At 74.0% G+C, this 13,689-nt stretch carries 10 protein-coding genes and 1 tRNA gene; 8 read left to right on the top strand and 3 right to left on the bottom strand.

Features of this window, described 5'->3' with window-relative positions:
* Nucleotides 1–2: 2 nt before the first annotated feature.
* Entirely contained in the window at nucleotides 3–989 is a 987-nt protein-coding gene (locus ACQ5BE_RS10850) for a DNA-3-methyladenine glycosylase family protein (RefSeq protein WP_430297037.1), read from the top strand.
* A 59-nt stretch (nucleotides 990–1,048) separates the two neighbouring features.
* A tRNA-Ser gene (locus ACQ5BE_RS10845) sits at nucleotides 1,049–1,135 on the top strand.
* Nucleotides 1,136–1,204: 69 nt separating this feature from the next.
* Here ACQ5BE_RS10845 and ACQ5BE_RS10840 read toward each other — a convergent pair.
* The 3 genes from ACQ5BE_RS10840 to ACQ5BE_RS10830 all read right to left on the bottom strand — a co-directional run bounded on the left by ACQ5BE_RS10840 (nucleotide 1,205) and on the right by ACQ5BE_RS10830 (nucleotide 3,760).
* Nucleotides 1,205–2,407, bottom strand: coding sequence for a Dyp-type peroxidase (locus ACQ5BE_RS10840; RefSeq protein ID WP_430297121.1), 1,203 nt, complete (start codon nucleotides 2,405–2,407; stop codon nucleotides 1,205–1,207).
* A 23-nt stretch (nucleotides 2,408–2,430) separates the two neighbouring features.
* Nucleotides 2,431–3,003, bottom strand: a complete 573-nt coding sequence (locus ACQ5BE_RS10835; protein WP_430297036.1) for a copper chaperone PCu(A)C — start codon at nucleotides 3,001–3,003, stop codon at nucleotides 2,431–2,433.
* A 130-nt stretch (nucleotides 3,004–3,133) separates the two neighbouring features.
* The gene (locus ACQ5BE_RS10830) at nucleotides 3,134–3,760 is read right to left on the bottom strand and encodes a hypothetical protein (RefSeq protein ID WP_430297035.1); all 627 of its coding nucleotides are present in this window, start codon (nucleotides 3,758–3,760) and stop codon (nucleotides 3,134–3,136) included.
* A 130-nt stretch (nucleotides 3,761–3,890) separates the two neighbouring features.
* Between ACQ5BE_RS10830 and ACQ5BE_RS10825 the strand changes: the two genes are divergently transcribed.
* The 6 genes from ACQ5BE_RS10825 to ACQ5BE_RS10800 all read left to right on the top strand — a co-directional run bounded on the left by ACQ5BE_RS10825 (nucleotide 3,891) and on the right by ACQ5BE_RS10800 (nucleotide 13,620).
* Nucleotides 3,891–5,072 (top strand): cation:proton antiporter, encoded by a 1,182-nt coding sequence (locus tag ACQ5BE_RS10825; RefSeq protein ID WP_430297034.1) that lies wholly within the window; start codon nucleotides 3,891–3,893, stop codon nucleotides 5,070–5,072.
* A 100-nt stretch (nucleotides 5,073–5,172) separates the two neighbouring features.
* Nucleotides 5,173–5,841, top strand: a complete 669-nt coding sequence (locus ACQ5BE_RS10820; protein ID WP_430297033.1) for a hypothetical protein — start codon at nucleotides 5,173–5,175, stop codon at nucleotides 5,839–5,841.
* 82 nt (nucleotides 5,842–5,923) lie between these two features.
* A complete protein-coding gene (locus ACQ5BE_RS10815) occupies nucleotides 5,924–6,667 on the top strand; it encodes a YcnI family protein (protein ID WP_430297032.1) in 744 nt (247 codons plus the stop codon).
* A 48-nt stretch (nucleotides 6,668–6,715) separates the two neighbouring features.
* The gene (locus tag ACQ5BE_RS10810) at nucleotides 6,716–7,378 is read left to right on the top strand and encodes a DUF4232 domain-containing protein (RefSeq protein WP_430297031.1); all 663 of its coding nucleotides are present in this window, start codon (nucleotides 6,716–6,718) and stop codon (nucleotides 7,376–7,378) included.
* 475 nt (nucleotides 7,379–7,853) lie between these two features.
* Complete coding sequence (locus tag ACQ5BE_RS10805; RefSeq protein ID WP_430297120.1) at nucleotides 7,854–12,785, top strand: ATP-dependent helicase; 4,932 nt, start codon at nucleotides 7,854–7,856, stop codon at nucleotides 12,783–12,785.
* A complete protein-coding gene (locus ACQ5BE_RS10800; protein ID WP_430297030.1) occupies nucleotides 12,778–13,620 on the top strand; it encodes a DNA-formamidopyrimidine glycosylase family protein in 843 nt (280 codons plus the stop codon). The genes ACQ5BE_RS10805 and ACQ5BE_RS10800 overlap by 8 nt, the downstream gene beginning before the upstream one ends.
* The last annotated feature ends 69 nt before the right edge of the window (nucleotides 13,621–13,689 follow it).

Below are 13,689 nucleotides of genomic sequence, written 5' to 3'. Positions count from 1 at the left end.
GGGTGGCCGCACACGTCGAGCCGCAGCCCACGCGTGTCCGGCTCGATGCGCGGGGCGGGATGGAACCCGAGGCCATCGTCGCCAGCCTCGCAGCGCATACCGTGCCGGGGGCCGAGCGGACGGACGTCGAGGCGTTCGCCCACGAACGCCTAGTGCCCACGGCACTCGGGCCCGTGGCGGTCAGGGTGTGGTTCGATCGGGACGGGGCGGAGGTGGCCCTCGGCACGGAGGACCCGGCAGCGGTCGCCGCGGTGCTGGCCTCCATCGAGCGCTGGCTCGACCTCTCGGCCGACCTGGAGCCCGTGCGCCAGGCGCTGGGAGGCGATCCCGACCTGGGACCGTGCGTCCGAGCCCGCCCGGCTCTGCGCGTCATCGGCACGACCGACCCCTTCCAGACCGCGGTGACCACCGTGCTGGGCCAACAGGTCTCGCTCAGCGCTGGGCGGACCTTCGCCGGCCGGCTGGTCGCCGCCTTCGGCACGCCCGGTCCCGCGGGGCTGGTCTCCTTCCCGACCGCCGAGGCGCTCGCGGACCAGGACACCGCGATCCTGAGGGCGGCCATCGGGCTCACCGCTGCGCGGGCGCGGACCGTGAGTGCCCTAGCCGGGGCGGTCGCGGCCGCACAGGACCATGGGCAGCAGTCCGCGGACAGCAGAGGGGCCGGGGGCAGCGCGCGAGCAGCCCTGTCCGGCAACCTTCCCCTCAGCCGCGCTGAGCTCCTGGCCCTGCCGGGGATCGGACCGTGGACCGCGGACTACCTCGAGGTGCGGTACGGCCATCGCGATGCGTTCACCCCGGGTGATCTGGTGCTGCGCCGGGCGCTCGGCGGTCTCAGTGCCAGTGAGGCGGCGGAGCGTGCCCGGGCGTGGAGCCCCTTCCGGGCCTACGCGCTCACCCACCTTTGGACCGCGTCGGCGTACGCGGTGCACGTCCCCGTCAGGCCCGGGCTCGGCGCCCGTGGGAGCGGACCCGGGCCCCTCCCATCCTGAGCCCCCGAGCGGGTTCAGTTTTGACCTGCGCGCAGCAGCCGGTAGAGTAAATGCCTGCTGGTGGTGTGTCCGAGCGGCCGAAGGTGCATCACTCGAAATGATGTTTGGTGTAAAAGCCAACGGGGGTTCAAATCCCTCCACCACCGCCCAGCACGAAGGCCCCGGGAACCGCCGAATCAGGCGGAACCCGGGGCCTTCGTCATTCCCGGACGGCCTCAGCCCAGCAAGGTCTCCCCGATGTAGCCGCCTTCGCGGCACCCCGGTGGGATCGCGAACACGGCCGAGCCGATCGGCGTCGTCCACCGGTTGAGGAGGTCCAGCTCGTCGAGCCGCCGCTGGATGGGCACGAACTGGCGGTCCACGTCGGCCTGGAACGACACGAAGAGCAGCCCCGAGTTCGAGACGTCGTCGCCGACCGGGGTGTCGTCGTAGTTGTATCCGCGTCGGAAGATGCGCTCGGTCGGCACCGCCGGCTGTTCGCCCCGGGCCCGCCTCACGTGTGAGTAGTCGGCGATCACAGGGAAGCCGAGCGGGGTCGTGGCGGAGAAGTCCGGCTCGTCGTGCTCGCTGCCCCCGGTCAGCGGCGCCCCGTCCGCCAGCCGTCGGCCCACAGAGGCCTCCTTCCCCGTCGGATCGAGTGCGTCCCACCCGTCGAGGTCCATGCGGATGCGGCGGACCACCGCCCCCGTCCCCCCGGCCATCCACCCCTGCCCGGACCACACGACGTCATCGAAGTCCGGTGTCCCCGGGACGGGGTTCGCCGTGCCGTCGACCTGGCCGAAGAGGTTCCGCATGGTGGTGCCCGCAGGGGTGGACCCATAGGCCCGGCGGAAGCCGCGCTGCACCCACCGGACGGCGCCGAAGCTCCGCGCGTCCTTCAGCAGCATCCGGGACGCGTGGGCGACCGTGACCGGGTCGTCCGCGGCGATCTGCAGGAGCAGGTCGCCGTCGGAGAACTCCGGCCGCAGCCGGTCGATGCCGAATGCGGGCAGCGGCCTCAGCCACGCCGGGGTCTGGCCGCCGGCACGCTGCACGAAGCGGGGCCCGACGCCGAACGTCACGGTGAGCCCGGCCGGGACGACGGCGAGCTCAGGCTCGGTGTCCGCGAGGGCCGGAGCGCCCTGGGTGAGCCGGGCGGCGTCGTCGGAGAGGAGCCGCATCATGCGGCGCAGGCCGTCCCGGTCGACCCCGTCCCGCAGGTCCAGGCCCACGAAGGCGGCGTGGGCCTGCGGGCTCGTGTCCACCCCGGCCTGGTGCTCCCCGAAGAACGGCACCGTGTGGCCGCCGTTCAGCGGCGCCTCACCCTGGGCCGCCGGCGCGTGGTCGAGCGCGCGGACCGTGCCGAGCGCCGCGGCCGCTCCGACCCCGGCGGCGGCCCCGCCGATGAGGAACTGCCTCCTGCTCTGGCGCGGCCGCATCGGTGCGGCGGCCGCCGAGCGCGTCAATGCCCCGCCCCGGCGGAGGGCGAAGGGGTTCCCACGTAGGACTCGTTGGCGCCCGAGAAGTCCTTGACCCGCGCGGTGACGTCGAGGGTCGAGTGGTCCGAGAACGTCAGCGTGAAGGTGACGTCGTCGCCGGCCCTGAGCGGGGCGGCGAGGTCCATGAGCATGATGTGGTCCGCGCCCGGCCGGAGTGTGAGCGAGCCTCCGGCGGGGATCGTGAAGCCGCCGTCCTTGGCGCGCATCGCCGGCTGGCCGGATGAGCCGGCCACGGTCTCGTGGAGTTCGGCGCGGTGCGCGGCGTCGGTGCTCGCGGCAACGAGCGTGACGTCCTTCGGCGCCGTGCTGGCGATGGTCCCGAACGCACCGGTCATCCCGGTCGGGGCGGCCTTGACCCAGGCGTCGGACACGGTCACGGCAGAGCTGGCCGGGCCCGACGGGGTTCCGGCCGAAGCGGTCTGGGCCGAAGCGGTCTGGGCGGGCGCACTCGCAGAAGGACCGCCGGCACATCCGGTCAGGGCGAATGCAGCGGCGAGGACGGGGGCGCCGAGGCGCAGGAGGGCAGAGGTGTTCACGGTGTTGTCCCTTCGTGGGGCTCCGGCGGCCGGGCCATCGGGCGCAGGCCACCGGCGCCGCCCGCGCCAGGCGCGGCGGCGTCATGCAGTGGATGGATGCCGGAAGGCCCGCGCGGCCCGAAGGCGCGCGTCAGGCCGGGAAGGGACGCGGTGGTCCGCGGCGCTGGACCGCGCACCGCTGCGGCGCGGAGCAGGGGATGGCCTCGCGGTGCCGCGCTGCCGTCGGATGGGCAGGGCGGACGGGGACGACGACGGGAAGGTCGAGGCGCAGGCTCTCCCGGGCCCAGGCCAGGACCTCGACAGCGAGCTCGCGCAGGCGCGCGATCGCCCGCTCGCCGCGGTGAAACGCGGCGATCGTCAGGAGGGCGGCCACGGCGTGCGCGAGCCACATCGACGGCTCGCCGCCCATGGCGTCCGCCATCATGCCGTCCGCCGGCAGGGCGGTTCCGGGCGCGGCGGCACCGTGCAGGTGGCGCGCCGACGACGGCAGCGGGGCGTGCGGCGTCGTGCCCAGGACGAACAGGGTGTGGAAGAGCAGCTGGCTCGCCGAGATCCCGAGCGCCAGACGCCAGAAGGAGAGCCTGCGCCCGGCCAGCCCCGTGCAGACGAAGACCGAGAGGACCCAGGGGACGGCGATGCCGAGAAGCCCCGGGACGGCGCCCCCGCCTGCAAGGTGCGAGGCGAGCGCCCCGAGCGTCGCAACCGTGGCCGCGGACAGCCCGCGCAGCAGGCGGGACGGCCTCGACGACGGGTGCATGCCTCCATTATCGCAAGGCACGCTGCGTCTCCCGCCCGGAAAGCGCACCCCGGCGTATGATGCGGCTCACACGGCAGCCGAAGGGAGCGCCCATGTCCGCCACGGGGCCCGACCGCCCAGGTGGGCGCTAGTGTCCTTCGTCGAGCTGTCCCTCATCTGCGTCATAGCGCTCCTCGGCCCGGCGCTCGCGGCGAAGCGGTCATGGCATCTGCCCCTCGTCCTCGGGGAACTCCTCGCCGGAGTGGGCTTCGGCGTCTCGCTCCTGGGGTGGGTGGATGCCGGCAACGAGACGCTCTCCTTTCTCGCCGACATCGGGTTCGCGCTCATGATGTTCGTCGCCGGCACCCACGTGCCCATGCGGGACAGCACCATTCGGTCCGCCGCGGGCAAGGGCGCACTCCGGGCCGCGGTCGCGGCGGTCCTCGCAGGGGCGCTCGGCGTGGGCGTCGCCCTCGGCTTCGGGTCCGCCAACGCCCCGCTCTACGCCGTGCTCATGGCGTCATCGTCCGCGGCACTGGTCCTGCCGGTCGTGGACTCGCTCAGGCTCAAGGGCCCCAGCGTGCTCGAGCTCACGGCGCAGGTCGCCATCGCCGATGTCGCGGCCATCGTCGCCCTCCCACTCGCCATCGACCCGGCCAACGCCGGGCCCAAGGCCCTGGGGGCGCTCGCGGTGGCCGCGTGCGCCGTGCTCCTGTGGGCCGTCCTGAGGCACTTCGAGCGCGACGGCTCGCGCCAGCGCCTCCACGACGTCTCGGAGGAGCGGAAGTTCGCGCTCGAGCTGCGCATCCAGCTCTCGATCCTGTTCGCCCTCGCTGGCCTCGCCGTGGCCGCCCACGTCTCGATCATGCTCGCGGGGTTCGCGTTCGGGCTCGCGGTCTCCGCCGTCGGGGAGCCGCGCCGGCTCGCGCGACAGCTGTTCGCGCTCAACGACGGCTTCCTCGGCCCGGTGTTCTTCGTGTGGCTCGGGGCGTCGATCGACCTGCGTCAGCTGGCGGGGCATCCCCAGATGATCCTCCTCGGCCTCCTGCTGGGCGTCGGGGCGGTGGCGGCCCATGCGGCCAACCGGCTCACGGGCCTGCCGCTGCCGTTCGCCTCGACCTCGGCCGCCCAGCTCGGTGTTCCCGTCGCGGCGGCCACGATCGGGCGCGGCGTCGGCGTCCTCGCGCCAGGCGAGGACGCCGCCCTGCTCCTGGGCGCTCTCATCACCATCGGGGTGACGACGGCGGCCGCCGCCTGGGCGGCACGCCGCGCCGTCGGGGACCTCAAGCCGCCGGACAGGCCTTCGGAAGGCGCATCCCCAGCGCAGCCGTGAGACCGCGGCCGAATGCCACCCAGGGGCGGGGGCCCGGCCCGTCGCTAGACTGGGTGCCGCGGCCGAGGCGGCCGCAGCCCTGATCCCCGGGAGGTGCCGCGTGCGAGGACAGCGTGCGGTGCCGACCGTGCCGCCCGCGGCACGGGCCATGCGCACGACGGCGATCGCCGGCACCGTCACCGCTCTCGCCGCCGGGGCGCACGCCTGGGCGGGAGGCTCGCTGCCCCACCCCTTCATCGTTCTGGCGCTCGTCGCGCTTGTTGCCCTGGCCTCGACAGTCGCCGGTCGGTACCGGCTGCGCGTCCCGGCGCTGATCGCGGTCCTCGGCGCGGGCCAGCTCGCGCTCCACGAGGCGTTCACGGCCTTCGCCGCACCGGCCAGCGCTCCCTCCGCCGCAGCCGCCGTGCTCGCCCGCGGGCGGCATCAGCACTCCGGCGACGCGGCCGCATCCCTGGCCTCGCTCCCGTCGGGCGCCGCGGTGAGCAGCGGCGACGTGCTCACCGCCCACGCGCACGCCTCCCCGCTGATGCTGGCCCTGCATGCCGCTGCAACGGTCGCGTGCGCCGTCGTGCTCCGCCGGGCCGAGCTTGCCCTGACCGCCGTGGCCGACTGGCTCCGGCCGCTCACCCGCCTTTCCCGGCCCGCCGCCGTCATGCCTGCCACGACGGACCTGCCGGTCATCCCGCGCCCCGCCCGCCGCGTGCTCCCGTGGCGCCAGCTCGCACCCCCGCCGCTGCGCGGCCCACCCCCGGCACCCGCCTTCGCCTGAGCGCCCCCGATCCCGGAGGCGCCGTCACCTGTACCCTCCGTACTGGCGCGCGCCCGAGGGCCGCGCCGCGAAAGGCCCTGCCATGAACGACTCCCCCGCCCGCCGCACGGTGCGCACGCTCGCTCCCGCCGCCGTCGCCGGCGGCCTCCTCCTGGCCGGCGCCGGCGCTGCCGCCGCGCACGTGGGCATCACGCCCTCCGCGACCGACGCCGGTTCCTCCTCGCTCCTGACCGTCGCCATCCCGCACGGGTGCGGTGAGAGCCCCACGACGAAGGTCGCGATCTCGCTCCCCGCCGAACTGGTCGACGCGCAGCCCACCGTCAACCCGAACTGGACCGTGGAGAAGGTGACCCAGAAGCTCGGGGCACCCCAGAAGCTCGCCGACGGCTCGAGCGTCACCGAGCGGACAGCCCAGGTCGTCTACACCGCCAAGGCCCCGCTCGAGGCGCACCTGCGCGACACCCTCGTCCTGAGCGTCAGACTGCCCGTCGACGCGGCCGGGAAGACCCTGTACTTCCCGACCCTGCAGACCTGCGGGGCCGGCCAGACCGACTGGAAGGAGATCCCGGCCGAGGGCCAGGACCCGCACGGGCTCCAGGCCCCCGCTCCCTCCGTGACGGTGACGGCCCCTGCCGCGGCAACGGCCTCCGGACACGACGCGCATGCCAGCGGCAGCGGCCTGAATGCAGCGCCTGCGTCCGTGACCTCCGACGCCGCCGGGGACTCTGTCTCCGGCGCGGCGGGCTGGGCAGGGCTCGTCGCAGGGCTCCTCGGCCTCGTGATGGGAGGCCTCGCACTCCTGCGCACACGCTCCCGCGCCTCGTGACGCCTGCGGGCCCTTGACGCGGATGTGACTGGAGTGAATGGTGGGACTATGACTCGCCGCCGCGCCGCAGCGCTCCTCCTCCCCTTCGGACTGGCCGCCGCCCTCGCGGGCTGCGGCTCCGGCACCAGCGCCTCCCCCACCTCGTCCGCGACCGGCAACGCCGCAAGCCCGACGACGGCGGCCGCCTCGCCGTCGTCGGGCGCGGCGGCGCCGTCCGCCTCGCAGCCCTCTGCCCCTGCTCCCAGCGACAGCGGGACCGCAACCGCCCAGGGCGGGCAGGGGCAGGCGGGCGTCGCGCGGTGCCTGTCGACGCAGCTCGAGGGCAGCATCCAGCCGGGCCAGGGCGGAGCGGCGGGCACGGTGTACCAGAACCTCGCCCTGAAGAACGTCTCGCAGACCCCGTGCCTGCTGGAGGGGTTCGCGGGCGTCTCGCTCACCAACGGCCCGCAGGGGGAACCGATCGGCGCTCCCGCGGACCGGGACACCTCGACCCCCGTGACGCCGATCATCCTCGAGCCGGGACAGAGCGGCGCCGCGGAATTCGGGCTGGGCCAGGCGGGGAAATACACGAACTGCGCTGTGGTCGACTCGGCCGGCTACCGGGTGTACCCGCCGGAAGACTACGGCTCGCTGTTCATTCCCGCGCAGGTCATGGCGTGCAGCAATGCGGATATCCACCTGCTCACGCTGCGCGCTTTCCGCCCATTCTGAGAAAGACCCTGCGGAGCAGAGAAGGACGGCCGGAGCGCAGTGCGCCCCGGCCGTCCGGGCCAGCGCCTCTGGACTCGACTCGACGCGTCAGATCCGCGGAGTCAGGACCGCTGGCCGGCCCTCCGAGCTTCCGCCCGCATCAGCGGCCGGGCAGTGTCAGAGGGCGTCTTTGCGCCGCCGCGGGAGGAATTGCTCCGTCGCGGCCTTGGCGCGCTTCTCGGCACGCTTCTCCTTGATGGATTTACCCTGCTTCGCATTCTTTGAATTTCGCGGCGACTTCCCCGACATTTCAGCTCCTTTTCGGTGAACTGCAATAACGCGTATTCACGACCATACCCGAGAAAAAAATAAAAGCCAGTCGGCCCGGAAATGCCCCCCGCCTTCCCCCCGGGGGCGGCAGGCCATGACTGTCGGAGGCGTGCGCGATGATGGTGCCGTGGCAGATGCAGGCTCGGCCCTCGGCACCGCCGCGGTGATGGAACGCTTCGGCGCGGCCACCCGCGCGTGGTTCCTCGGTGCCTTCCGGGAGCCCACCCCCGCCCAGACTGGCGCGTGGGAGGCCATCTCCTCCGGCCGGCACGCCCTCGTCGTCGCGCCCACGGGCTCCGGCAAGACCCTCGCGGCCTTCCTGTGGTCCCTCGACCGCCTCATGGCGCACGACGGCGGCCGCGCACCTGCCGCGGATGCCCTCCCGGGGCTCGAGGCGGCGGGCGGGACGAGCGGGGGCGGGACGAGCGCGGGCGCTGCGCGGCGGCGTCGTGCGCCGAAGAACAAGACCAAGGTCCTGTACATCTCGCCCCTGAAGGCGCTCGGGGTCGACGTCGAACGGAACCTGCGCGCCCCGCTCATCGGCATCTCGCAGACGGCCGCGCGGCTCGGCTCGCCCGTGCCCGAGGTGAGCGTGGGCGTGCGCAGCGGGGACACCTCGGCGTCCGACCGCCGGGCGCTCCTGTCCAGCCCCCCGGACATCCTCATCACGACCCCCGAGTCGCTCTACCTCATGCTGACCTCGCAGGCGCGCGAGACCCTCGCCGAGGTCGAGACCGTGATCGTGGACGAGGTGCACGCCGTCGCCGGGACGAAGCGGGGGGCCCACCTCGCGGTCTCGCTCGAGCGGCTGGACGCGATCCTCCCCAGGCCGGCGCAGAGGATCGGCCTCTCCGCGACGGTCGAGCCCCGCGACCTCGTGGCGCAGTTCCTCGCGGGCCAGGCGCCGTGCGAGATCGTCGCACCCCCGGCGAAGAAGACGTGGGAGCTGACCGTGACGGTGCCCGTCGAGGACATGAGCGACCTCGCGGGCGCCGCAGCGGCGCACGACAGCGGGCCTGCCTCGGGCCTGCAGCCGCAGGCCTCGATCTGGCCGCATGTCGAGGAGAAGATCGTCGACCTCATCCTCGCCAACCGCTCCACGATTGTCTTCTCGAACTCGCGCCGTCTGGCCGAGCGGCTCACGGGACGGCTCAACGAGATCTACACCGAGCGCCTCCAGCCCAGCGTCTGGGATGAGCCGCTTCCGGTGGTTGAGCGAAGCGAAGCGGAGTCGAAACCCGGTGGCAGCTCCGCTCGCCAGCCGGGGGTTTCGACTGCGCTCAACCACCGGGTGCAGGCCCGGACCCCCGCCGAGATGATGGCGCAGGCGGGCCAGACCGCAGGTGCCGACCCGGTGCTCGCCCGCGCCCACCACGGCTCCGTCTCGAAAGAGCAGCGCGCCCAGATCGAGGACGACCTCAAGTCCGGCCGGCTGCGGTGCGTCGTGGCGACCAGCAGCCTCGAGCTCGGCATCGACATGGGCCTCGTGGACCTCGTGGTCCAGGTGGAGTCCCCGCCGTCGGTCGCCTCCGGCCTCCAGCGCGTGGGCCGGGCCGGCCACCAGGTCGGCGAGGTCTCCCAGGGCGTCCTCTTCCCCAAGCACCGGGCAGACCTCGTCCACACCGCCATCACGGTTGAGCGCATGCTCTCCGGCCAGATCGAGGCCCTGCGGATCCCAGCGAACCCGCTCGACATCCTCGCCCAGCAGACCGTTGCGGCCACGGCGCTGGGGCCGATCGACGTGGAGGAGTGGTTCGACGTCGTGCGCCGCTCCGCGCCGTTCGCGACGCTCCCGCGCTCGGCCTTCGACGCGACGCTCGACCTCCTGTCCGGCAAGTACCCCTCGGACGAGTTCGCGGAGCTGCGCCCGAGGATCGTGTGGGACCGCACCGAGGGCACGATCGAGGGGCGCCCGGGCGCCCAGCGGCTGGCCGTCACGTCGGGCGGCACCATCCCGGACCGCGGGCTGTTCGGCGTCTACATCGTGGGCAGCGAGGAAGAGGGCTCGGCCCGGGAGGCGGCTCGCGGGGGCCGGCGCGTGGGCGAGCTCGACGAGGAGATGGTCTACGAGTCCCGCGTGGGCGACATCTTCGCCCTCGGCGCCACGAGCTGGAAGATCGAGGACATCACGCACGACCGCGTGCTCGTCTCGCCGGCCTTCGGCCAGCCCGGCAAGCTCCCGTTCTGGAAGGGCGACGGCCTGGGTCGCCCCGTCGAGCTCGGCCGCGCCCTGGGGGCGTTCCAGCGCGAGGTCGCAGGAGCGGACCGGGAACGGGCGACGGCGCGCATCGAGGCCGCGGGCCTCGACGCCTTCGCGGCAAACAACCTCCTGCAGTACCTCGATGAGCAGAAGCAGGCCACGACCGTGGTGCCCAGCGACCGGACGCTGGTCGTCGAGCGCTTCCAGGACGAGCTGGGCGACTGGCGCGTCGTGCTGCACTCCCCCTTCGGGATGCCCGTCCACGCGCCGTGGGCCCTCGCCGTCGGTCGGCGGCTGAGCGAGCGGTACGGTCTCGACGGGTCCGCGATGGCTGCCGACGACGGGATCGTGCTGCGTGTGCCCATGATGGAGGACGAGCCGCCCGGCGCCGAACTGTTCGTGTTCGAGCCCGAAGAGCTCGACGGCATCGTGACCGAGGAGGTCGGAGGCTCCGCACTGTTCGCCGCGCGCTTCCGCGAGTGCGCGGCGCGCGCCCTCCTGCTCCCCCGGCAGAACCCGGCCAAGCGGCAGCCCCTGTGGCAGCAGCGGCAGCGCGCGTCCCAGCTGCTCGACGTCGCCAAGAAGTACCCGCAGTTCCCGATCATCCTCGAGGCCGTGCGCGAATGCCTCCAGGACGTCTACGACCTCCCCGCGCTCCGCGACGTCGCCGCCGCCGTCCAGCGCCGCGAGCTCCGGCTCGTCGAGACCACCACCCAGCAGCCCTCCCCCTTCGCCCGCTCGCTGCTCTTCGGCTACGTCGCCCAGTTCCTCTACGAGGGCGACTCGCCCCTCGCCGAGCGCCGCGCCGCCGCCCTCTCCCTCGACGCGACCCTGCTCAACGAGCTCCTCGGCCGCGCCGAGCTGAGCGAACTGCTCGATGAGAAGGTCATCGAGCAGACCGAACGGGAGCTGCAGCGGCTCACCGAGGAGAGGAAGCTCAAGGGCCTCGAGGGCGCCGCCGACCTGCTGCGGCTGCTGGGTCCGCTCGGCGTCGAGGAGGCTGCCGCCCGAACGGTTGTTGAGCGAAGCGAAGCGGAGTCGAAACCCCATCTGGAGGTCGTCCGGGCGGACCTGCAGGAGCTGGTCGCGGCCCGGCGCGCCCTGCTCGTGAACGTCGGCGGCGCCGAACGGTATGCCGCGATCGAGGACGCCTCCCGGCTCCGTGACGCGCTCGGGGTCCCGCTGCCCATCGGGGTCCCGCTCGCGTTCATCGAGCCCGTGGCCGATCCGCTCGCCGATCTCGTCGGCCGGTACGCGCGCACGCACGGCCCCTTCACGGCCGGGGAGGCTGCGGCGCGGCTCGGGCTCGGCGTAGCGGTCGTTCACACGACGCTCAGGCGCCTCTCCGCCGATGGCCGCGTCATCGAGGGAAGCTTCCGGCCAGCGGCCGCGCCGGCCCAAGGCGAGCCCCTATCCGGAGCGGCCACGGAGGCGCTCGCCGCCCGGGAGGAGTGGTGCGACGCCGAGGTGCTGCGGAAGATCCGCCGACGCTCGCTCGCGGCGCTGCGGGCCGACGTCGAGCCCGTGGACCAGGCCGCGTTCGCCCGCTTCCTCGCAGCCTGGCAGCACATCGGGGACCCCCAGGACGGCCGCCCCCGCGGCTCGCTGCGGAAGCACGACGGCGTCCTGACCGTCATCGACCAGCTCGCGGGCGTGCCGATCCCGGCCAGCGCCTGGGAACCCCTAGTCCTGCGCAGCCGGGTCGCGGACTACACGCCGGCCCTCCTCGACGAGCTCATGGCCGCCGGCGAGGTCGTGTGGACGGGCGCGGGGGCGATCCCCGGCAATGACGGCTGGATCAGCCTGCACGTCGCCGACTCGGCCGCGCTCACCCTCGCACCGGACCCGGACTTCACGCCCGACGCCGCCCACGAACGCGTCCTCGAGTTCCTGGCCGGCGGCGGGGGCTACTTCTTCCGCCAGGTCGCGGAGGCTGCCGGCGGGATGGATTCCGTCCTCACGGACCAGGCCGCTCTCCAGGTCCTGTGGGACCTCGTGTGGGCCGGGCGGGTCACCGGCGACACGTTCGCACCCGTGCGGGCCCTGCTCGACTCCGGCCACACCGCACACCGGCAGCCCTCGCGGACGCCGCGGGCCCGCTCGTACGGCGGCTACGGCGGCGCGGTGCGCGGCGGGCGCCTCCCGCGGCTCGGCCGGCTTGGCGCCGTCGGCCGCCAGGGCCTCGAGGCTCCCTCCGCGGCCACGCCGCCCACGGCCGTGGGCCGCTGGTCGGCGGTGCCCGCGGCGGACCTCGACACGACCGTGAAGCTGCACGCCCTCGCCGAGCTCCTCATGGACCGCTACGGCGTCCTCACGCGCGGCTCCGTGATGGCCGAGAGCGTGCCGGGCGGATTCGGCCTCCTGTACAAGGTGCTCTCGCGGCTCGAGGAATCCGGGACGTGCCGCCGCGGCTACTTCGTCGACCGGCTCGGCGCGGCACAGTTCGCTGTCCCGGCCACCGTGGACCGGCTGCGGCAGTTCTCCCGCGACGACACGCTCGCCGCCGGCCCGGACGCCGCGCCCGCTCGGGCGGCGCTCGCGCTCGCCGCCACCGACCCGGCCAACCCGTACGGCGCGGCCCTCGCGTGGCCGGAGGTGCCGGGCGCCGCGACCGGCCACCGCCCCGGCCGGAAGGCAGGGGCGCTCGTCGTGACGGTCGACGGCGCGCTCGCCCTCTACGTGGAGCGCGGCGGCAAGACCCTGCTCGCCTTCACGGACGACGACGCCGTGCTGGCCCCGGCCGCGGCGGCACTCGTCGGCGTCGTACGATCCGGGGCCGTGGACCGGCTCGCGATGGAGAAGGTCAACGGGCACGACCTCCTCGACACGCCCCTCGCTCGGGCCCTGACAGCGGCCGGGGCGTACTCGACCCCCCGCGGGGTGCGGATCCGTGCCTGAAGGCGACAACGTCTACCAGGCCGCGAGGCGCATGCACGCGGCCCTCGCCGGCAAGAGGCTCGCCGCGAGCGACTTCCGCGTGCCCGCCTTCGCCACGCTCGACCTTGCCGGGTGGACGGTCCTCGAGGTGGTCTCCCGCGGGAAGCACCTGCTCCACCGCCTCGCCCCGCCGGGCAGCACGCGCGACGGCGACGGGCGGCTGAGCATCCACTCGCACCTGTCGATGGAGGGCAGTTGGCAGGTCTACGGGCCGGGCGAACGGTGGCGCAAGCCGGGGCACACCGCGCGGGCTGCGCTCACCGCCGACGACGGCACGAGCGCGGTCGGGTTCTCCCTCGGCCTGCTCGAGGTGATCGCGACCGCGGAGGAGGACGCCGCCGTCGGGCATCTGGGGCCCGACCTCCTGGGCCTCGACTGGGACCCCGCGCTCGCCGAGGCGAACCTTCGGGCGCTTCCCGAGCGGGCCGTCGGCACGGCGCTGCTCGACCAGCGCAATCTGGCAGGGATCGGGAACATCTACCGCTGCGAGCTGTGCTTCCTTGGCCGCGTGCACCCCGCGACCCCCGTGGGCGCCGTCCCGGACCTGCCCGGCATGGTCGCGATGGCCAAGCGGCTCCTCGAGGCGAACAAGTCCCGGTCCAGGAACACCGTGGGCGGATTCGGACCGCGCAACGCCACCTGGGTGTACGGGCGCACGGGCCAGCCCTGCCTCCGGTGCCGGACCAGAATCGTGCACGGCAGCCTCGCGGAGCCACTTCCCGGGACGGGGCCGCTGCTCGGGGAGACGCGGGAGCGCGACATCTACTGGTGCCCGAACTGCCAGCCCCTCCGCTGAGCCTGCCCACGTCTCCCGCAATTGTCGGCTTGCGGCGGGTCGCAGGCCCGGCACCCACGGGTACTCGAC

It is taken from the genome of Sinomonas sp. B1-1 (assembly GCF_050474465.1).
Taxonomy (GTDB): Bacteria; Actinomycetota; Actinomycetes; order Actinomycetales; family Micrococcaceae; genus Sinomonas; species Sinomonas flava.
Note: the sequence above shows the minus strand (reverse complement) of the source record. Positions and strands in the feature narration are given on the sequence as shown.

What these genes read in the sequence shown, in the direction of transcription:
- ACQ5BE_RS10840 (WP_430297121.1), bottom strand. Translation starts at nt 2,407, where the DNA reads ATGCGGCCGCGCCAGAGCAGGAGGCAGTTCCTCATCGGCGGGGCCGCC.
- ACQ5BE_RS10830 (WP_430297035.1), bottom strand. Translation starts at nt 3,760, where the DNA reads ATGCACCCGTCGTCGAGGCCGTCCCGCCTGCTGCGCGGGCTGTCCGCG.
- ACQ5BE_RS10815 (WP_430297032.1), top strand. Translation starts at nt 5,924, where the DNA reads ATGAACGACTCCCCCGCCCGCCGCACGGTGCGCACGCTCGCTCCCGCC.
- ACQ5BE_RS10810 (WP_430297031.1), top strand. Translation starts at nt 6,716, where the DNA reads ATGACTCGCCGCCGCGCCGCAGCGCTCCTCCTCCCCTTCGGACTGGCC.
- ACQ5BE_RS10805 (WP_430297120.1), top strand. Translation starts at nt 7,854, where the DNA reads ATGGAACGCTTCGGCGCGGCCACCCGCGCGTGGTTCCTCGGTGCCTTC.